Raw genomic sequence first — 18,191 nt, 5'->3', positions numbered from 1 at the left:
GGGCGGGGCCGGATGGGGGTCGACGGGTGGTGCAACACACACGTCCCATCCGGCACGGCGATTCTTGCTCTACGTACAGATCGTCGCTATTCTGTGGGGTGTCCGCACGTCGTGCGTATCAGTCGCCGGATTCTCCAGGGCAATCACTCCAGCTCCATCGGGGCGTCGAGCCTGGATCGATCCTCACCTGCTCCCGGATCCGGGAGGGGGACAGACCGCACCTACCGGATTTCGGTGTGGTGGCGGACGTGCCGACCGTTCGTTTTCCCTGAACTCGTACGGCAAATCCCAGCTCAGTGGACGAACTGATCTGCGGGACGAACCCTCTGCTGCGCATGAGCGAGCGAGGGAAGGAAGGATCTCCGTGACAGATACGGACCTGATCACTACACCTGCACTCGACATTCCCGAGGCCGGTAGCCGGACGACCACGCGCGGTCGCCGCGGAGCAGGCCTTTCGGGCATGGTGCTCGCCGAGTTGCGGACTCTTGCCGCCGAGCTCGGAATCAAGGGCACCTCCGGGATGCGCAAGGGTGATCTCATCGCTGCGATCAAGGAGAAGCAGGGAGGCGGCGCCGCCGCACCTGCCGAGCAGCCTGCCTCCGGCGCCGAGAAGACGGCTGCCCCCGAGAAGGCCGAAGCAGCAGCGAAGACCGAGACGGCCGACAAGCCCGAGGGAGCGCCCTCGCGTGGCACCCGCGGTCGCCGTGGCCGGGCCGCCGCCGACGAGACCGCCGCGCCCGAGCAGAAGGCCGACGCCGCGCCGGCCGAGCAGAAGGCCGACGTGAAGTCCGGCGACGAGGGCTCGCAGGAGAAGCCGCAGGGCGGCCAGACCTCCAGCGGCGACAACGAATCCGACGGGAACCGTCGCGGCCGTGGCCGTCGCGGACGCCGCGGTGGCGACAACGCCGACCAGAACCAGCAGACCGAGGGCGCCGACGCGTCCGAGGACGGTCGCCAGGATCGCGACTCGCAGCGCGACAAGGGCCAGGATCGCGACTTGCAGCGCGAGCGTGGCCAGGACCGCAACTCCGGCGACGGCTCCTCGCGCCGCGACCGCAACCAGAGCGACCGCAACCAGGACGGTGGCGATCGCGACGGCGGTAACCAGGGTCCGCGCCAGGGCCAGGACAACCGTGGGGGAGACGACGAGGAAGGCGGCCGCGGACGCCGGGGTCGTCGCTTCCGTGAGCGTCGTCGTGGACGCGACCGCGGCGAGAGCGGTTCGGACTCGCGCGAGCCCGAGATCCGCGAGGACGACGTCCTGCAGCCGGTCGCCGGAATCCTCGACGTCCTCGACAACTACGCGTTCGTCCGCACGTCCGGATACCTCGCCGGCCCGAACGACGTGTACGTCTCGATGAACATGGTGCGCAAGAACGGCCTGCGTCGCGGCGACGCCATCACCGGCGCCGTGCGTGTTCCCCGCGAGGGCGAGCAGAGCAACCAGCGTCAGAAGTTCAACCCGCTGGTCCGCCTCGACACGGTCAACGGCCGCGATGTGGATTCGGCCAAGCGCCGCCCCGAGTTCAACAAGCTCACGCCGCTGTACCCCAACCAGCGTCTGCGGCTCGAGACCCAGCCGAACATCCTCACCACGCGCGTGATCGACCTGGTCATGCCGATCGGTAAGGGTCAGCGCGCGCTGATCGTGTCGCCGCCGAAGGCCGGTAAGACCACGGTCCTCCAGGACATCGCGAACGCGATCGCCGTCAACAACCCCGAGTGCTACCTGATGGTCGTGCTCGTCGACGAGCGTCCCGAAGAGGTCACCGACATGCAGCGTTCGGTGAAGGGCGAGGTCATCGCCTCGACCTTCGACCGGCCGCCGTCGGATCACACCTCGGTCGCCGAGCTCGCCATCGAGCGTGCGAAGCGCCTCGTGGAGATGGGCCAGGACGTCGTGGTGCTTCTCGACTCCATCACCCGTCTCGGCCGCGCGTACAACAACTCGTCGCCGGCATCCGGACGCATCCTCTCCGGTGGTGTCGACTCGACCGCGCTGTACCCGCCGAAGCGTTTCCTCGGTGCTGCCCGCAACATCGAGAACGGCGGATCGCTCACGATCATCGCCACCGCGATGGTCGAGACCGGTTCCACCGGCGACACTGTGATCTTCGAGGAGTTCAAGGGCACGGGTAACGCCGAGCTCAAGCTCGACCGGAAGATCGCCGAGCGACGCGTGTTCCCGGCGGTCGACGTCAACCCGTCCGGTACCCGCAAGGACGAGCTGCTCATGAGCCCCGACGAGTTCGCCGTGGTGCACAAGCTGCGCCGCGTGCTCTCGGGCCTCGATTCGCACCAGGCGATCGATCTGCTCATCGATCGGCTCAAGAAGTCCAAGACGAACATCGAGTTCCTCATGAATGTGGCGAAGACCGCACCGGGGGCACTCGACGACTGACGTCGGCGCCCCGGGGAATTTCTTCCCGGGGCCCTACGTTTGGCATAATCGACAGGCTCAGTCCGGCTCCGGTTCACGTCTTCGACCCGCGAAGGCGACCCGGCGGCCACGAAAGGGACACCATGAAGGCAGGAATCCACCCCAACTACGTGACGACGACCGTCGTCTGCGGTTGCGGTAACACGTTCGAGACGCGCAGCACCAAGGAGTCGGGACGTATCAACGTCGAAGTCTGCTCCAACTGCCACCCGTTCTACACCGGCAAGCAGAAGATCCTCGACACCGGTGGACGCGTCGCGCGCTTCGAGGCTCGCTACGGCAAGCGTGCGCCGAAGAAGGCCGCTTCCGACAGCTAGCTGTCACGCCGACGCCCGGTACTGCCCTCGTGCAGGCCGGGCGTCGGCTTTTTCATTGCAAGGATCGAAATCAGAGCGGAGCACACTCATGGCGGGGCAGACCAAGCCGTCGGCCATCGACGACATCCTGGCCGAACACGCGGGTCTGGAGCAGCAGCTGTCCGACCCGTCGCTGCACGACGATCCTGCGGCAGCGCGTCGGGTGGGTAAGCGGTTCGCGGAGCTCGCCCCCGTGATGTCGACCTACAACGCTCTGAAGCAGGCCCGCGAGGATCTCGAGGCGGCGCGCGAACTCGCCGCCGACGACTCGTCGTTCGCGTCCGAGGTCGACGACCTCGAGGCGCAGGTCGCCGAGCTCGACCGTTCGCTGACCGACCTGCTCGCGCCCCGCGACCCGCACGACAGCGACGACGTGGTCCTCGAGGTCAAGTCCGGTGAGGGCGGCGAGGAGTCCGCTCTGTTCGCCGGTGATCTCGCCCGGATGTACACGCGCTACGCCGAACGTGCCGGTTGGCGCGTCGAGGTTCTCGGTGCCACCTACTCCGATCTCGGCGGCTACAAGGACGTCACGCTGTCGATCAAGTCGCGGACCGACGTGCGCGACGGCGTGTGGTCCCGTCTGAAGTTCGAAGGCGGCGTGCACCGTGTCCAGCGTGTGCCCGTCACCGAGTCGCAGGGACGCGTGCACACCTCCGCGGCCGGGGTGTTCGTCTATCCCGAGCCCGACGAGGTCGAGCAAGTGCAGATCGACGAGGGCGACCTGCGCATCGACGTCTACCGGTCGTCCGGCAAGGGTGGTCAGGGCGTCAACACCACCGACTCGGCCGTGCGCATCACGCACCTTCCCACCGGAATCGTGGTGACCTGCCAGAACGAACGCTCGCAGCTGCAGAACAAGGCCCGCGCGATGCAGGTCCTCGCGGCGCGCCTGCAGGCGGCGGCGGAAGAGGCGGCCGAGGCCGAGGCATCGGCGGGTCGCGCCAGCCAGGTCCGGACCGTCGACCGGTCGGAACGCATCCGCACCTACAACTTCCCGGAGAACCGGATCACCGATCACCGCATCGGCTTCAAGTCCCACAACCTCGACGCGGTGCTCGACGGCGAACTCGACGCGCTGCTCGACGCCCTGGGCGCTGCGGACAGAGAAGCCCGGCTCGCGGCGGAGTAACCGCGAACCGGGCTCTGGCGGGGGAGTGGGGCTCTACTCCACCGTCGGGTCGGTGTCTTCGTTCTCCTCGGGTGCCGCTGCCGGCGGAACATTCGTGAGATCGACGCCCGGCAGCAGGAAGCAACCCTGACCGTCGGCGTTCTGATGGGCGCCCCAGACTGCGCTGACGACGAGTCCGTCCCCGGTCTGGAGGGCGACCGCAGGCTCCTCCTCGTCGATTGCTTCCGGAAGGACACCGTCGCCCAGCTGCAGCGTCCTCAGGTTCAGCCAGTTGATCTGGCCTCCTCCGCTGCCCTCCTGCTCGATCTCGTACTCGATCTGGCCGGGCTCCGCGTCCTCCTCGGCGAGAACGGTCTCCGCGTCGACCGAGCCGATGCCCGCCGGGCATCCGATGGGGATCGGCTGGAAGTCGATGGGCTCGGCACTCGCGAGAGCAGGGGCCGCGAAGGCGGTCGCGCCCGCAGCGGCAAGAACGGTGATTCCACGCACAGTCCGCGTCTTCATGAAGCAATCCCTTTCTGTCGATGAAACCGACCGGAAGGTATCGGTCCTCGTTCGGGTGCCCCTACCGGCGTGCTGTCAATCACGTTGCCGGAAACACCCCCGATGTCCGGTCCGTGACTTCTGCGTGCAATGCGAGGGCTACCTCGGCGTAGTGCTGGTCCGAGGTCGTGGCACGCTGTAAGGCGTGAGCCGTCAACCTCTGCGCCTGGCCATCATCGAAGCGGCATCGGTCCTCGAGGAAGCAGGAGTCCCGAGTCCCCGGGTCGACGCCGAACTTCTCGCAGCGCACCTGCTCGGCATCGAGCGGGGGCGACTCGGTCTGGTCCCGCTCGTCGACGCGACGACCATCGACGCCTACCGGTCGATGGTCGAACAGCGGGCGAAGCGAATTCCTCTGCAGTACATCATCGGTACCTCGCCGATGGGGGAGATCGACCTCGCGGTGGGGCCGGGGGTGTTCGTCCCGCGGCCCGAGACGGAACTGCTGCTCGGATGGGCGCTGGCCTTCCTCGAACGCCACGGCAGCCGCAACCCGGTCGTCCTCGACCTGTGCACCGGATCCGGCGCGCTGGCCCTGGCGATCGCTCATGCGCGTCCCGACGCCGAGGTCCACGCCGTCGAGCTCGAGGCGAAGGCCCTTGCGTGGGCACGACGCAATGCCGAGACCCGCGCGGACGAGGGGGACACCCCGATCCGGCTGTACCAGGGCGACGTCACCGACCGCACCCTGCTCACCAACCTCGAGGGCAGTGTCGACCTGGTGGTCGCCAACCCGCCCTACATCCCGGAGGGGGCGGACCTCGAACCCGAGGTCATCGAACACGATCCGCATTCGGCGCTCTTCGGGGGAGCGGACGGACTGTCCGTCATCCGGCCGATGGTCTCCAACATCGCGCGCTGGCTGCGGATCGGGGGAGCGGCAGCGGTCGAGCACGACGACACGCACAGCCTGCTGGTCGCCGAACTGTTCGAGCAGCGTCGGGTGTTCGGCGACGTCGTACGGCACCCCGACCTCGCCGGGAAGGCCCGATTCGTGACCGCACATCGTGTGCCCACCGCGGTGGAGGCCGACCGCATGAAGTCGGTACGGTCTGCGGCGGACGGCTGACGGGCAGGACCCGTCCGGTGCCGATTGCGGCCGAAGTGGAAGGATGAGCGCGTGAGCACCGTGTACGACTGCAACAACGAAGCTTCGCGCGCCGCCGGACTCAACGCGGCGCGCGGCGCACTCAAGGCCGGACGACTCGTCGTCGTACCCACCGACACGGTGTACGGCATCGCTGCCGATGCGTTCGACTCCGACGCCGTGACCGCGCTGCTACGCGCGAAGGGACGCGGCCGCGACATGCCGGTTCCGGTCCTCGTCGGCTCCTGGACGACCATCGACGGCCTCGTCGCCTCGGTGCGTCCCGAGGCGCGGGAGTTGATCCGCGCGTTCTGGCCGGGCGGGCTCAGCCTCGTGGTGCACCAGGCGCCGTCGCTGGCCTGGGATCTCGGCGACACCCGCGGCACTGTCATGCTCCGCATGCCGCTGCACCCCGTCATCCTGGAGCTGCTGCGCGAGGTCGGTCCGCTCGCGGTCTCCAGCGCCAACGTCTCCGGCCGGCCTCCTGCCACCGACGTCACCGAGGCGCGTGAGCAACTCGGAGCGTCGGCGAGTGTCTATCTCGACGGTGGCCCCGCCGAGCACGGGGTGGCATCGACGATCGTCGACCTCACCGGCGACCGCCCGCGCATCCTGCGCGAAGGTGCGGTGACGGCCGAAGCACTCGCGGAGGTGCTCGGCGACGATCCCGAGCGCCTTCGGTCCGGCGGGGAGTAGCGGCGGAGGAACGGAGCACGTGACTGCAGCCGACACCACCGCCGTACTGCTCGCCCAGGCCGGGCGCGGCGCCGGCGTTCCCATCCGGGAGCTTCTCCTCGTCCTGCTCACCGCCGCGGTGGTGACCTTCCTCGCGACCGGTGTGGTGCGGATCCTCGCGCTGAAGTTCGGAGCGGTCGCCGTGCCCCGCGACCGCGACGTGCACGTGACCCCGACTCCGCGGATGGGTGGGGTCGGCATGTACATCGGCCTCGTCGCGGGAATCGTGTTCGCTCAGCAATTACCTGCTCTGACAAGGGGTTTCGAATTCACCCCGGATATGGGGGCGGCGCTCGTCGCGGCCTCGATCATCGTCGTCGTCGGCATCGTCGACGACCGGTGGGGACTCGACGCACTCACCAAGTTCGTCGGCCAGGTCACCGCGGCCGGCGTGCTCGTGATCATGGGCGTGAGCTGGATCGTCATCTACGACCCGTTCAGTGCCTCGACACTCGTGCTCGACCAGCTCCAGGGCGGTCTCATCACCGTCGCCGTCGCCGCGGTGACGATCAACGCGATGAACTTCGTCGACGGGCTCGACGGTCTCGCGGCCGGACTGGGTCTCATCGCCGCACTCGCGATCTGCGCGTTCTCCGTGGGTCTGCTGCTCGATCAGGGCGGCGACGTCTCCGCCTACCCGCCGGCCCTCATGGCCGCGGCCCTCGCCGGCGCCTGCCTCGGCTTCCTGCCGCACAACTTCCAGCCCGCCAGGATCTTCATGGGCGACTCCGGGTCCATGCTCATCGGTCTCATGCTCGCCGCGATCTCCACGAGCGCCTCGGGCCTCATCCCGCTCAGCGCCTACGGTTCGCGCGACCTGCTCGGTCTGCTCTCGCCGCTGATCCTGGTCGGTGCCGTGATGTTCATCCCGATCCTCGACCTGCTCCTCGCGATCGTGCGGCGCACCCGGGCCGGCGTCAGCCCGTTCAGCCCCGACAAGATGCACCTCCACCACCGCCTGCTGCAGATCGGGCACTCGCACCGTCGCGTGGTGCTGCTGCTCTACCTGTGGGTCGGCATCCTGGCCTTCGGAGCCGTCGGTTCCTCGCTGCTCGATCGGCGGGCGGTGGTGTTGATCCTCGCGGGCGGTCTCGTGTTCGCCCTCGTCGTGACCGCCGTGCCGTCGCTACGGCGGCACGACGAGTCGGGGGAGACGCCACCGGAGCACTCCCGAGAGGTCGGTTAGGCTCGGATATCGTGACGAACCCGGATCATCCCGAACCCGACCACGGTCTGCCCTCGCTGCCCGACCCGATCGCACCGATGCGCGCGGCCGTGCGGTACGGCGCCCTCGGTCTTCTCGCGCTCGCCGTCGTGGCGTCGGTGGTCTCGGTGCTCGTCGCCGGGATGCCCGGCCTGTGGGGTGCGCTCATCGGAGCGGCCGTCGGCGGAGGTTTCATCCTCTTCACCGCACTCGGCGTTCTCCTGACGTCGAAGTTGCCGGCGATGACCGCCGGAGCAGTACTTCTCGGCACGTGGCTGCTGAAACTGATCCTCGCCATCGTCGTGATGGGTTCGCTCGACTCGCTCGACTTCTACAACCGCAACGCACTCGTCCTCACGATCGTGTTCGCCCTGGTCATCGTTCTGGGGGCCGAGACCTACGGCGTGCTCTCGCAGCGCGCGCTGTACGTGGATCCCCAGGCGTCGTCCGGATCCGACAACGACGATCGGTAGTAGTGCCGCTTGTCCATAACCCCCACGTAGGAACCCACCTACGCACTGTCGTAGAGCAGTTGGTAGGGTGAGTTCTACGAGAGTGACGCTGCACGCATCGGGTTTGAAGAGGGTGCGCAGTTGTGACTTCGTAGGCGGTCGTGTTCAAATGGCCGCCGAGTCGACGAGAGTCGCCGACACCGGCAGGAAGCGGGACCGTTCACTCGGTTCGGACCACTGGCGAATACGCGAGCCGACCTGGTCGACTTCAGGATCGTCAATGTCCGATCGAACCGCAGACGGCATGCCTGCGGCCGACTACGGGAGAGAGCGCTGAGCGTCACCACCTTGGCAGCCGGAGAATTCCACGCGCCGTCACTAGCTGATTTTTTCCCACCGGCAGTCCTGTTCGAAGGCACCCCCTTCGAGATGGACCGGCTGATGCTCATCCGCGTCGCCGTCGCCCTGATCGTTGCGCTGTTCTTCTTCTTCGCACTGCGGAGTCCGAAGATCGTGCCGCGGGGCGTGCAGAACGTCGCCGAGATCATGCTCGACTTCGTCCGGATCCACATCGCCGAGGACATCCTCGGTAAGGAACAGGGACGCCGGTTCCTCCCGGTGATCGTCACTATCTTCTTCCTGGTGGTCGGTCTGAACCTGACCTCGGTCATCCCGTTCCTCAACATCTCGTCCAACGCACGAATCGGTATGCCGATCGTGCTCGCGGCACTGGCCTACATCGTCTTCAACTACGTGGGCATCAAGAAGTACGGATTCTTCCGTTACGTCAAGAGCAGCATCGTCATCCCGAACCTGCCGCCGGCTCTCCACGTCCTGGTGATCCCGATCGAGTTCGTCTCGACCTTCATTCTGCGGCCGTTCACGCTGACCATTCGTCTCATGGCCAACATGCTGGCCGGTCACATCATGCTCGTGCTGTTCTTCAGCGCCACCCAGTTCTTCTTCTTCGATTCCGACGGCTTCATGAAGGTGTTCGGTATCGGTTCTCTCATCGGCGGAATCGCGTTCACCTTCTTCGAGCTCCTGGTGATCGTCCTGCAGGCCTACATCTTCGCGCTGCTCACCGCGGTGTACATCGATCTGGCCCTGCACGCCGAAGAGCACTAGCTCGACGGACGGCACGACCTACATCTACACACAGACTGACTCGGTTGCCGACTCCCGGGGCCGAGCCACAAGAAAGGGAATGGAACACCAATGAGCGTTGCGCTTCAGGCAGCAGACGTCCTCGCCCAGGAGACCACGATCTCGGGTGCAGGCGCCATCGGCTACGGCCTCGCCGCCATCGGCCCCGGCATCGGCATCGGCATCGTCGTCGGCAAGGCGATCGAGGGCATGGCTCGTCAGCCCGAGATGGCCGGCCAGCTGCGCACCACGATGTTCCTCGGTATCGCATTCACCGAGGCCCTCGCGCTGATCGGCATCGTCGCCGGCTTCATCTTCTGATCCGACGATCACAATGGCTGACAGCATCCTGATTCTCGCGGCAGAGGCGGAGGACCAGAATCCTCTCCTCCCCGCGACGTACGACATCGTCTGGTCGCTGGTCGCCCTGATCCTCGTCGGATTCGTCTTCTGGAAGTTCGTGCTTCCGATGTTCCAGAAGGTGCTCGACGAGCGTTCGGAGCTGATCGAAGGCGGCATCAAGAAGGCAGAGGAAGCTCAGGCGGAGGCTGCGGCCGCGCTCGAGCAGTACCGTAGCCAGCTCGCCGAGGCCCGCACCGAGGCGGCGCAGATCCGTGAAGAGGCCCGTGCACAGGGCCAGCAGATCATCGCCGACATGAAGGCGCAGGCCCAGGAGGAGAGCGACCGTATCGTCGCCGCCGGTCACAACCAGCTGCAGGCCCAGCGCCAGCAGATCGTGGCCGAGCTGCGTAGCGATCTCGGACGCAGCTCCGTGGATCTCGCCGAGAAGATCCTCGGCGAAGCGCTCGCGGACGACGTGAAGCGTGCCGGCTCGATCGATCGGTTCCTCGACGAACTCGACTCCCTCAGCGCTGACTCTGCATCCGGAAAGTGAGCACCATGTACGCAGCAAGCCGTGAGGCACTCGCTCATACGCGTTCCGCGTTGCAGTCCGCCCTGGGCTCGGGTGCCGCGACTGCCGCTGCGGCTCAGGCCGGTTCCGAACTCTTCTCGGTGGTCGAGGCGCTCGACAGCCAGCGGGCTCTCCGGACCGCGCTGGCCGACGCCTCGGCCCCGGCTGCCGTTCGCGAGCGGCTGGCCGAGCAGGTCTTCGGCGGCAAGGTTTCGGCCCAGACCCTCGCGACCGTCAAGGCCGCAGCGGGGCAGGACTGGTCGGCACAGTCCGACCTGACCGGCTCGCTCGTCCAGCTCGGCCGTGAGGCACTGCTGAAGGCCGCAGCGGACCAGGACCAGCTCGACACCGTCGAGGACGAACTGTTCCGCCTCGGTCGCATCGTGGCCGGCGACCCCGAGCTCGAGCAGACGCTCTCGGATCGCAGCACCCCGGCTTCGGCCAAGCGCGATCTGCTGACGCGCCTGCTCTACGGCAAGGTGACCGCGGTCACCGAGGCGCTGGCGGTCCACGCGGTCGGTCGGCTGAGCAAGTCGCCGGCCGAGACGTTCGACGAGTTGTCGGCGCTCGCCGCGGCCCAGCGGGACCGTGCCGTCGCGCACGTCCGCAGTGCGGCACCGCTCGATGCGAAGCAGGAGGAGCGGCTCACCGCGACCCTGACCCGCATCTACGGGAAGCCTGTGACGGTGCACGTCGAGGTCGATCCCGAGCTTCTCAGTGGATTGGTCGTCCGGGTGGGCGACGAGGTCATCGACGGTAGTGCCGCGGGTCGACTCGCTGCAGTGCGCAAGAGCCTCACGTAGTCCACTACCGAACACACACATAGATCTTTTCGAAGACCAGATACCGAGAGCAGGAAGAACATGGCGGAGCTGACGATCTCCTCCGACGAGATCCGTAGCGCGATTGACAATTACACCGCGAGCTACTCCCCGGAGGCCTCCCGCGAGGAGGTCGGCGTGGTCGTCGACACCAGTGACGGCATCGCGCACATCAGCGGTCTGCCGTCGGCGATGGCGAACGAGCTGCTGGAGTTCCCCGGTGGCGTCCTCGGCGTGGCCCTCAACCTCGAGGCCACCGAGATCGGTGCCGTTATCCTGGGCGACTTCCAGACCATCGAAGAAGGCCAGGAAGTCAAGCGGACCGGCGACGTCCTGTCGGTGCCGGTGAGCGACAACTTCCTCGGTCGCGTCGTGAACCCGCTCGGTCAGCCGATCGACGGTCTCGGCGACATCGAAGCCGATGAGACCCGCGCCCTCGAGCTGCAGGCCGCGACCGTGCTGGAGCGCCAGCCGGTCGAGGAACCGCTGCAGACCGGCATCAAGGCCATCGACGCGATGACCCCGATCGGCCGCGGCCAGCGTCAGCTCGTGATCGGCGACCGCAAGACGGGCAAGACCGCGGTCTGCATCGACGCGATCCTGAACCAGAAGGCGAACTGGGAGACCGGCGACCCGAAGCAGCAGGTCCGCTGCATCTACGTCGCGATCGGCCAGAAGGGCTCGACCATCGCGGGTGTCAAGCAGGCACTCGAGGAGAACGGCGCGATGGAGTACACCACCATCGTCGCGGCTCCGGCCTCCGACTCCGCCGGTTTCAAGTGGCTCGCCCCCTACACCGGTTCGGCCCTCGGCCAGCACTGGATGTACCAGGGCAAGCACGTCCTCATCGTGTTCGACGACCTGACCAAGCAGGCCGAGGCCTACCGCGCCATCTCGCTGCTGCTGCGTCGTCCGCCGGGCCGCGAGGCATACCCCGGCGACGTGTTCTACCTGCACTCGCGTCTGCTGGAGCGCTCCGCCAAGCTCTCCGACGAGCTCGGTGGCGGCTCGCTGACGGCCCTGCCGATCATCGAGACCAAGGCGAACGACGTGTCGGCCTACATCCCGACCAATGTCATCTCCATCACCGACGGCCAGGTCTTCCTCGAGTCCGACCTGTTCAACAAGGGTGTCCGCCCCGCCATCAACGTCGGTATCTCGGTTTCCCGAGTCGGTGGCGCCGCCCAGACCAAGGGCATGAAGAAGGTCTCCGGTTCGCTGCGCCTCGAGCTCGCGCAGTTCCGTGAGCTCGAAGGCTTCGCCGCCTTCGCCTCCGACCTCGACGCCGCTTCGAAGGCTCAGCTCGAGCGCGGTCAGCGTCTCGTCGAGCTCCTCAAGCAGGACCAGTACGCGCCCATCGCGGTCGAGGACCAGATCGTGTCGATCTACCTCGCCGGCGAAGGTGTCTTCGACTCGGTTCCGGTCGAGGACGTGCGTCGCTTCGAGACCGAGCTCCTCGAGGATCTGCACCGCAACGCCGCAGGCGTCTACGAGCAGATCGCCGGTGGCAAGGCCCTGTCCGACGAGTCGATCGAGGCTCTCACCGCCGCGACCGCCAAGTTCAAGGAGGGCTTCATCGCCTCCGACGGCAGCCGTGTCGTGAACGAGGCAGAGGCCGAGGCCCTCGGTGCCGACGAGGTCCAGCAGGAGCAGGTCTCCGTCAAGCGCACCACCGTTCGCAAGTGAGCGGGGAGTCCATGACCCAGCGTCCAGTGAAGGGAGTGTGATCGACGAATGGCGAACTTGCGCGAACTGCGCTCGCGGATCAAGTCGGTCAACTCGACCAAGAAGATCACCAAGGCGCAGGAACTGATCGCGACGTCGCGTATCACGAAGGCCCAGGCCCGAGTGGCAGCGTCCAAGCCGTACGCCGAGGAGATCACCAAGGTGCTCTCCGAGCTGGCGAGTGCGTCGGCCTCGTTGGATCACCCCCTGCTCAACGAGCGCGAGAACCCCAAGCGTGCCGCAGTGCTGGTCGTGACCAGCGACCGCGGTATGGCCGGCGGTTACAACTCCAACGTCCTCAAGGAAGCCGAGGAGCTGCGTCAGCTGCTCCTCAGCGAGGGCAAGGAGCCTGTGCTGTACGTGATGGGCGGCAAGGGCCTCGGCTACTACACGTTCCGTGAGCGTGAAGTGGCCGCTGCCTGGACGGGCTTCTCGCAGGACCCCCGTTACACGGACGCCGCGAAGGCGAGCCGTCACCTGGTCGAACTGTTCATGGCGGGTTCGGGCACCGAGGTGCCCGCCCCGAACGGCGAGGGCACCATCGAGGGCGTCGACGAACTGCACATCGTCTACACCCGCTTCGTGTCGATGCTGACCCAGACCCCCCAGGTTCGCAGGATGGCTCCGCTCGAGGTGAGCATCACCGAGGACGAGATCGACCTCGGCGAGGACATGCTCACCGACGGACGCCGCGCCACGGACAACGAGGGACCGCAGGCCGTGTACAACTTCGAGCCGGAGGCCGGAGTTCTGCTCGAGGCTCTCCTGCCGAAGTACATCAGCACGCGCATCTACGCGTCGCTGCTGGACGCGGCGGCCTCCGAGTCGGCAGCCCGTCGTACCGCCATGAAGGCCGCGACGGACAACGCCACGGAACTGGTGAACACCCTCAGCCGTCAGGCGAACCAGGCCCGCCAGGCCCAGATCACCCAGGAAATCAGCGAGATCGTCGGCGGTGCCGGTGCGCTCGCCTCGAGTGCAGGAAGTGACTGAACCACAATGACCGCAGCAGTAACCGACAACAACGCCGGTGCGGCGTCGGCCCTTGCCGGGCGCGTCGTCCGCGTCATCGGCGCCGTCGTCGACGTGGAATTCCCGCGTGGCGCCGTGCCCGAGCTGTTCAACGCCCTGCACGCAGAGGTCACTCTGCCGTCCGTGGCGAAGACCCTGACCCTCGAGGTCGCGCAGCACCTGGGTGACAACCTGGTCCGCACGATCTCGATGCAGCCCACCGACGGCCTGGTGCGTGGCGCCCCCGTCAGCGACACCGGCAAGCCGATCTCGGTTCCCGTCGGCGACGTCGTCAAGGGCCACGTGTTCAACGCGCTGGGCGACTGCCTCGACGCGCCGGGCACCGGCCGCGACGGCGAGCAGTGGGGCATCCACCGCAAGCCCCCGGCCTTCGACCAGCTCGAGGGCAAGACCGAGATCCTCGAGACCGGCATCAAGGTCATCGACCTGCTGACCCCGTACGTGAAGGGCGGCAAGATCGGTCTGTTCGGTGGTGCCGGTGTCGGCAAGACCGTTCTGATCCAGGAGATGATCACCCGTATCGCGCGTGAGTTCTCCGGTACGTCGGTGTTCGCCGGCGTCGGTGAGCGCACCCGTGAGGGCACCGACCTCCACCTCGAGATGGAAGAGATGGGCGTCCTCCAGGACACCGCCCTTGTCTTCGGTCAGATGGACGAGCCGCCGGGAACGCGTATGCGCGTCGCCCTGTCGGCCCTGACGATGGCGGAGTACTTCCGCGACGTCCAGGGACAGGACGTGCTCCTGTTCATCGACAACATCTTCCGCTTCACGCAGGCCGGCTCGGAGGTTTCGACCCTCCTCGGTCGTATGCCGTCGGCCGTGGGTTACCAGCCCACGCTCGCGGACGAGATGGGTGAGCTCCAGGAGCGCATCACCTCGACGCGTGGCCGTTCGATCACCTCGCTGCAGGCGATCTACGTGCCCGCCGACGACTACACCGACCCCGCGCCGGCCACGACGTTCGCTCACCTCGATGCGACCACCGAGCTCTCGCGTCCCATCTCGCAGATGGGTATCTACCCCGCTGTGGACCCGCTGACGTCGACCTCGCGAATCCTCGAGCCGGGCATCGTCGGTGCCGATCACTTCCGGGTGGCCAACGAGGTCAAGCGCATCCTGCAGAAGTACAAGGAACTGCAGGACATCATCGCCATCCTCGGTATGGACGAGCTCTCCGAAGAGGACAAGGTCACGGTCGCCCGTGCCCGTCGTCTCCAGAAGTTCCTCGGCCAGAACTTCATCGTCGCCGAGAAGTTCACGGGTCAGCCGGGTTCGGTCGTGCCGCTCGCCGACACCATCGAGGCCTTCGACCGCGTGTGCAAGGGCGAGTTCGACCACCTGCCCGAGCAGGCGTTCAACAGCTGCGGTGGACTCGACGACGTCGAGGCTGCAGCCAAGAAGATCGCCGGAAAGTAGGCCACCGTGGCTGAGATGAGCGTGGACATCGTTGCCGTCGAGGAGCGTGTGTGGTCCGGATCGGCGACTCTCGTCACCGCCCAGACCACCGAGGGCGAGATCGGCATCATGCCCGGTCACGAGCCCGTGCTCGGCCAGCTCGTCGAGGGTGGCGTCGTGTCCGTCAGGACGGCGGACGGTGAGCGGATCGTCATGGCCGTCCATGGCGGATTCCTCTCGGTGACCGCGACGACGGTGACGGTGCTCGCCGAAGCCGCCGACCGCGTGGAGGACATCGACGTCGAGGCAGCCAAGTCGACTCTGAACGATGCAGATCGTGACGAGTCGGAGATCGCAGCGGCCCGCGGCCGCCTGCGGGCTGTCGAACGAGCCTGATCGTCGAACAACGAGAAGCCGCGACGGAGCCGACGAGCAGTGTCACCTGGATTTCTGATTCTCAATATCCTTGTGGTGCTGCTCGCGGTCTCCGTCGCGGCTTTGTTGTACCGCCTCTTCGCCCTGCGCGGCGGGGGTACCGCCGCCATTCTGCGAGTGATGCCTCAGAACGAGGGTTCCGGCTGGAGGCATGGAATCGTTCGGTACGGCGACGAGACACTCGCGTTCTACAAGCTTTCGAGCCTTCGGCCCGGACCCGACGTACGACTGACCCGTCAGGGCATCGATGTGCGTTCGCGACGCAAGCCGGAAGGCAGTGAATTCGACATCATGACCGAGGACATCGTGATCCTCGATGTGATCGACCGCGACGACTCCTACGAGATCGCGCTCGACAGCGGCGCTTTGATGGCCTTCATGTCCTGGGTCGAATCCAGGCCCGACGGCCGGTCGCAGCGCCGCCGCCCCCTCTAGAGGGACTTCCTCACGCGCCCGCTCCCGGCTTCCACAGCACGTCGCCGTCCGGGTTCGCGATCCGGCACAGGATGAACAGCAGATCCGAGAGCCGGTTCAGGTACTTCGCCGGCAGGACGTTCGTGTCGTCCGGAGCCGCGTCCACCGCCGCCCACGCCGACCGTTCCGCACGTCGTGCCACCGTCCTGGCGGTGTGCAACAGAGCAGCCCCCGGCGTGCCGCCCGGAAGAATGAACGAGTTGAGCGGTTCCAGCTCCTCGTTGAACTCGTCGCACCAGCCCTCGAGCCGGTCGATGTACTGCTGGGTGATCCGCAGCGGCGGGTACTTCGGGTTCTCGACCACGGGCGTCGACAGATCCGCGCCGGCATCGAAGAGATCGTTCTGGATCTGCCGGAGTACCGGGACGAGCCGTTCCGGGAGCGCTCCCAGTGCGAGCGCCACACCGATCGCCGCGTTGGTCTCGTCGCAATCGGCGTAGGCGACCAGACGAGGGTCGTTCTTCGAGACGCGCGAGAAGTCGCTGAGCCCCGTCGTTCCGTCGTCTCCGGTGCGGGTATAGATCCGTGTCAAGTGGACTGCCATGAGCGTCACGGTACCGGCTCTGCTCTCCCCACGGACACGCCCGTTACGCTGTGTCGTTGTGAGTGAACGCTTTCTTGTCACAGGTGGGAACCGCCTTTCCGGCGACGTCGTCGTCGGGGGCGCCAAGAACAGCGTCCTCAAGTTGATGGCTGCGGCGCTGCTCGCCGAGGGCACCACCACGATCACCAACTGCCCCGACATCCTCGACGTGCCCCTGATGGCCGATGTCCTGCGCGGACTCGGATGTGAGGTCGTACTCGAAGGCGACGCCGTGCGCATCACCACGCCTGCCGAACCCGAGTACCGCGCCGACTTCGCGGCCGTCCGGCAGTTCCGGGCGTCCGTCTGTGTACTCGGCCCGCTGGTCGCACGCTGCCGCAAGGCGATCGTGGCGCTGCCCGGCGGCGACGCCATCGGCTCCCGTCCGCTCGACATGCACCAGGCGGGTCTGCGCCTGCTCGGCGCCCATTCGTCGATCGAGCACGGGTGCGTCGTGGCGGAAGCGGACGACCTGCACGGCGCGACCATCCGCCTGGCGTTCCCCTCGGTGGGAGCGACGGAGAACATCCTCATGGCCGCGGTCCTCGCCAAGGGGGACACGACCATCGACAACGCGGCCCGCGAACCCGAGATCGTCGACCTGTGCAACATGCTCGTCCGCATGGGGGCGCGGATCACCGGAGCGGGCAGTACGACGCTGCGGGTCTCGGGAGTCTCGTCCCTCCGTCCCACCGAACACCGGTGCATCGGCGACCGGATCGTCGCGGCCACATGGGGGATCGCAGCAGCGATGACGCGGGGCGACCTCACCGTCCGTGGCGTCAATCCGAAGCACCTCGCGTTGGTGCTGGACAAATTGCGAAGTGCCGGCGCCGAAGTCACGCCGTTGGCCGACGGATTCCATGTCGTGCAGAAGGAGCGGCCCCGTGCCGTCAACTTCGCGACGCTGCCGTATCCGGGATTCCCGACCGACCTGCAGCCCATGGCCATCGGTCTCGCGGCGATCGCCGACGGGACGTCGATGATCACCGAGAACGTCTTCGAAGCGCGGTTCCGGTTCGTCGAGGAGATGGTGCGTCTCGGAGCGGACGCCCGCACCGACGGTCATCACGCGGTCGTGCGGGGAGTGGAGCAGTTGTCGAGTGCTCCCGTGTGGGCATCGGACATCCGTGCGGGCGCAGGTCTGGTGCTCGCCGGCCTGTGTGCGGACGGGGTCACGGAAGTGCACGACGTCTACCACATCGATCGTGGTTATCCGCGGTTCGTCGAGATCCTCCAGGAGCTCGGCGGAACCATCGAGCGGGTGGGTGTCGAAGAAGGCCGGCTCCTGTCGCACTAGGGAGAAACCCTTGATCGTGGCCTGTGTCCGGCGTCACCGGAAGCGATTTCGGTGCGGTCGGCGCCTTTCACGGACATCCACCTGGGCTTTCCTCGAGGCTTACCCCCTCTGACCAGGCGATTTGGCAGGCAGTTGATCCTCGCGTAACTTATTCCAGGTCAGAGCGACACGGACACCGACCCGGGCCGAGAGGAACGGGACAACGAGGTTGGACGAAGGCGCCTGAACTTGGTTACGAGCCCCCGATTCTTCTGGTAAGGTCGGTGGCCCCGGAGGTCGAAGAGACCTCCTGATGAACAGTCACCCCGGAGTGAACGAACCGGAAGGTTCGGGATCGATGGTGTGTGCGTGTTCTTTGAGAACTCAACAGTGTGCCGATGAATGTCAGTGCCAAATAATATTTGGTGCGACCACTTCA

General features: G+C 66.7%; 19 protein-coding genes. 17 read left to right on the top strand and 2 right to left on the bottom strand.

Annotated elements, in window-relative coordinates; translation table 11 throughout:
• The first annotated feature begins 463 nt into the window (after nt 1-463).
• The 3 genes from rho (at nt 464) to prfA (ending at nt 3,928) form a co-directional block, all read left to right on the top strand.
• Nucleotides 464-2,404 (top strand): transcription termination factor Rho, encoded by a 1,941-nt coding sequence (rho, locus tag B9C99_RS21760; protein WP_216359319.1) that lies wholly within the window; start codon nt 464-466, stop codon nt 2,402-2,404.
• 122 nt (nt 2,405-2,526) lie between these two features.
• Nucleotides 2,527-2,760, top strand: a complete 234-nt coding sequence (rpmE, locus tag B9C99_RS21755; RefSeq protein WP_006552583.1) for a 50S ribosomal protein L31 — start codon at nt 2,527-2,529, stop codon at nt 2,758-2,760.
• Nucleotides 2,761-2,848: 88 nt separating this feature from the next.
• Nucleotides 2,849-3,928, top strand: coding sequence for a peptide chain release factor 1 (gene prfA, locus B9C99_RS21750; RefSeq protein WP_016693798.1), 1,080 nt, complete (start codon nt 2,849-2,851; stop codon nt 3,926-3,928).
• 33 nt (nt 3,929-3,961) lie between these two features.
• On the opposite strand, the gene B9C99_RS21745 is transcribed toward prfA, so the two are convergent.
• The gene (locus B9C99_RS21745; RefSeq protein WP_088899310.1) at nt 3,962-4,432 is read right to left on the bottom strand and encodes a hypothetical protein; all 471 of its coding nucleotides are present in this window, start codon (nt 4,430-4,432) and stop codon (nt 3,962-3,964) included.
• 184 nt (nt 4,433-4,616) lie between these two features.
• Between B9C99_RS21745 and prmC the strand changes: the two genes are divergently transcribed.
• The 13 genes from prmC to B9C99_RS21680 all read left to right on the top strand — a co-directional run bounded on the left by prmC (nt 4,617) and on the right by B9C99_RS21680 (nt 15,851).
• Nucleotides 4,617-5,540 (top strand): peptide chain release factor N(5)-glutamine methyltransferase, encoded by a 924-nt coding sequence (prmC, locus tag B9C99_RS21740; RefSeq protein WP_016693800.1) that lies wholly within the window; start codon nt 4,617-4,619, stop codon nt 5,538-5,540.
• Nucleotides 5,541-5,591: 51 nt separating this feature from the next.
• Nucleotides 5,592-6,254 carry an L-threonylcarbamoyladenylate synthase gene (locus tag B9C99_RS21735; protein WP_016693801.1) on the top strand — a complete coding sequence of 221 codons (663 nt, stop codon included), beginning with the start codon at nt 5,592-5,594 and terminating at the stop codon, nt 6,252-6,254.
• Between the two features lie 19 nt (nt 6,255-6,273).
• Nucleotides 6,274-7,479, top strand: coding sequence for an MraY family glycosyltransferase (locus tag B9C99_RS21730; protein WP_016693802.1), 1,206 nt, complete (start codon nt 6,274-6,276; stop codon nt 7,477-7,479).
• An 11-nt stretch (nt 7,480-7,490) separates the two neighbouring features.
• Nucleotides 7,491-7,970, top strand: a complete 480-nt coding sequence (locus tag B9C99_RS21725) for a hypothetical protein (RefSeq protein ID WP_020371189.1) — start codon at nt 7,491-7,493, stop codon at nt 7,968-7,970.
• Nucleotides 7,971-8,378: 408 nt separating this feature from the next.
• Entirely contained in the window at nt 8,379-9,077 is a 699-nt protein-coding gene (gene atpB / locus B9C99_RS21720; protein ID WP_006552590.1) for a F0F1 ATP synthase subunit A, read from the top strand.
• A 90-nt stretch (nt 9,078-9,167) separates the two neighbouring features.
• A complete protein-coding gene (locus B9C99_RS21715; protein ID WP_006552591.1) occupies nt 9,168-9,416 on the top strand; it encodes an ATP synthase F0 subunit C in 249 nt (82 codons plus the stop codon).
• 13 nt (nt 9,417-9,429) lie between these two features.
• Nucleotides 9,430-9,990, top strand: coding sequence for a F0F1 ATP synthase subunit B (locus tag B9C99_RS21710; RefSeq protein WP_016693805.1), 561 nt, complete (start codon nt 9,430-9,432; stop codon nt 9,988-9,990).
• A 5-nt stretch (nt 9,991-9,995) separates the two neighbouring features.
• Nucleotides 9,996-10,811 carry a F0F1 ATP synthase subunit delta gene (locus B9C99_RS21705; RefSeq protein ID WP_088899335.1) on the top strand — a complete coding sequence of 272 codons (816 nt, stop codon included), beginning with the start codon at nt 9,996-9,998 and terminating at the stop codon, nt 10,809-10,811.
• Nucleotides 10,812-10,871: 60 nt separating this feature from the next.
• The gene (atpA, locus tag B9C99_RS21700) at nt 10,872-12,515 is read left to right on the top strand and encodes a F0F1 ATP synthase subunit alpha (protein WP_016692469.1); all 1,644 of its coding nucleotides are present in this window, start codon (nt 10,872-10,874) and stop codon (nt 12,513-12,515) included.
• Nucleotides 12,516-12,563: 48 nt separating this feature from the next.
• Nucleotides 12,564-13,547, top strand: a complete 984-nt coding sequence (locus B9C99_RS21695) for a F0F1 ATP synthase subunit gamma (RefSeq protein WP_006552595.1) — start codon at nt 12,564-12,566, stop codon at nt 13,545-13,547.
• Between the two features lie 6 nt (nt 13,548-13,553).
• Nucleotides 13,554-15,002, top strand: a complete 1,449-nt coding sequence (atpD, locus tag B9C99_RS21690) for a F0F1 ATP synthase subunit beta (RefSeq protein ID WP_016692470.1) — start codon at nt 13,554-13,556, stop codon at nt 15,000-15,002.
• Between the two features lie 6 nt (nt 15,003-15,008).
• Nucleotides 15,009-15,377, top strand: a complete 369-nt coding sequence (locus tag B9C99_RS21685; protein WP_006552597.1) for a F0F1 ATP synthase subunit epsilon — start codon at nt 15,009-15,011, stop codon at nt 15,375-15,377.
• Nucleotides 15,378-15,416: 39 nt separating this feature from the next.
• On the top strand, nt 15,417-15,851 hold the full coding sequence (locus B9C99_RS21680) for a DUF2550 domain-containing protein (protein ID WP_216359318.1): 435 nt from the start codon (nt 15,417-15,419) through the stop codon (nt 15,849-15,851).
• Nucleotides 15,852-15,861: 10 nt separating this feature from the next.
• On the opposite strand, the gene B9C99_RS21675 is transcribed toward B9C99_RS21680, so the two are convergent.
• Nucleotides 15,862-16,434 (bottom strand): cob(I)yrinic acid a,c-diamide adenosyltransferase, encoded by a 573-nt coding sequence (locus tag B9C99_RS21675; protein ID WP_026061187.1) that lies wholly within the window; start codon nt 16,432-16,434, stop codon nt 15,862-15,864.
• Nucleotides 16,435-16,492: 58 nt separating this feature from the next.
• On the opposite strand from B9C99_RS21675, the gene murA reads away from it, so the two are divergent.
• Nucleotides 16,493-17,773, top strand: coding sequence for a UDP-N-acetylglucosamine 1-carboxyvinyltransferase (gene murA, locus B9C99_RS21670; RefSeq protein WP_088899309.1), 1,281 nt, complete (start codon nt 16,493-16,495; stop codon nt 17,771-17,773).
• Nucleotides 17,774-18,191: the final 418 nt, after the last annotated feature.

The organism is Rhodococcus sp. BUPNP1, from assembly GCF_002215235.1.
Taxonomy (GTDB): Bacteria; Actinomycetota; Actinomycetes; order Mycobacteriales; family Mycobacteriaceae; genus Rhodococcus.
Note: the sequence above shows the minus strand (reverse complement) of the source record. Positions and strands in the feature narration are given on the sequence as shown.

What these genes read in the sequence shown, in the direction of transcription:
- B9C99_RS21715 (WP_006552591.1), top strand. Translation starts at nt 9,168, where the DNA reads ATGAGCGTTGCGCTTCAGGCAGCAGACGTCCTCGCCCAGGAGACCACG.
- B9C99_RS21710 (WP_016693805.1), top strand. Translation starts at nt 9,430, where the DNA reads ATGGCTGACAGCATCCTGATTCTCGCGGCAGAGGCGGAGGACCAGAAT.
- rpmE (WP_006552583.1), top strand. Translation starts at nt 2,527, where the DNA reads ATGAAGGCAGGAATCCACCCCAACTACGTGACGACGACCGTCGTCTGC.
- B9C99_RS21695 (WP_006552595.1), top strand. Translation starts at nt 12,564, where the DNA reads ATGGCGAACTTGCGCGAACTGCGCTCGCGGATCAAGTCGGTCAACTCG.
- atpD (WP_016692470.1), top strand. Translation starts at nt 13,554, where the DNA reads ATGACCGCAGCAGTAACCGACAACAACGCCGGTGCGGCGTCGGCCCTT.
- rho (WP_216359319.1), top strand. Translation starts at nt 464, where the DNA reads ATGGTGCTCGCCGAGTTGCGGACTCTTGCCGCCGAGCTCGGAATCAAG.
- atpB (WP_006552590.1), top strand. Translation starts at nt 8,379, where the DNA reads ATGGACCGGCTGATGCTCATCCGCGTCGCCGTCGCCCTGATCGTTGCG.
- prfA (WP_016693798.1), top strand. Translation starts at nt 2,849, where the DNA reads ATGGCGGGGCAGACCAAGCCGTCGGCCATCGACGACATCCTGGCCGAA.
- B9C99_RS21745 (WP_088899310.1), bottom strand. Translation starts at nt 4,432, where the DNA reads ATGAAGACGCGGACTGTGCGTGGAATCACCGTTCTTGCCGCTGCGGGC.
- B9C99_RS21675 (WP_026061187.1), bottom strand. Translation starts at nt 16,434, where the DNA reads ATGGCAGTCCACTTGACACGGATCTATACCCGCACCGGAGACGACGGA.
- atpA (WP_016692469.1), top strand. Translation starts at nt 10,872, where the DNA reads ATGGCGGAGCTGACGATCTCCTCCGACGAGATCCGTAGCGCGATTGAC.
- B9C99_RS21705 (WP_088899335.1), top strand. Translation starts at nt 9,996, where the DNA reads ATGTACGCAGCAAGCCGTGAGGCACTCGCTCATACGCGTTCCGCGTTG.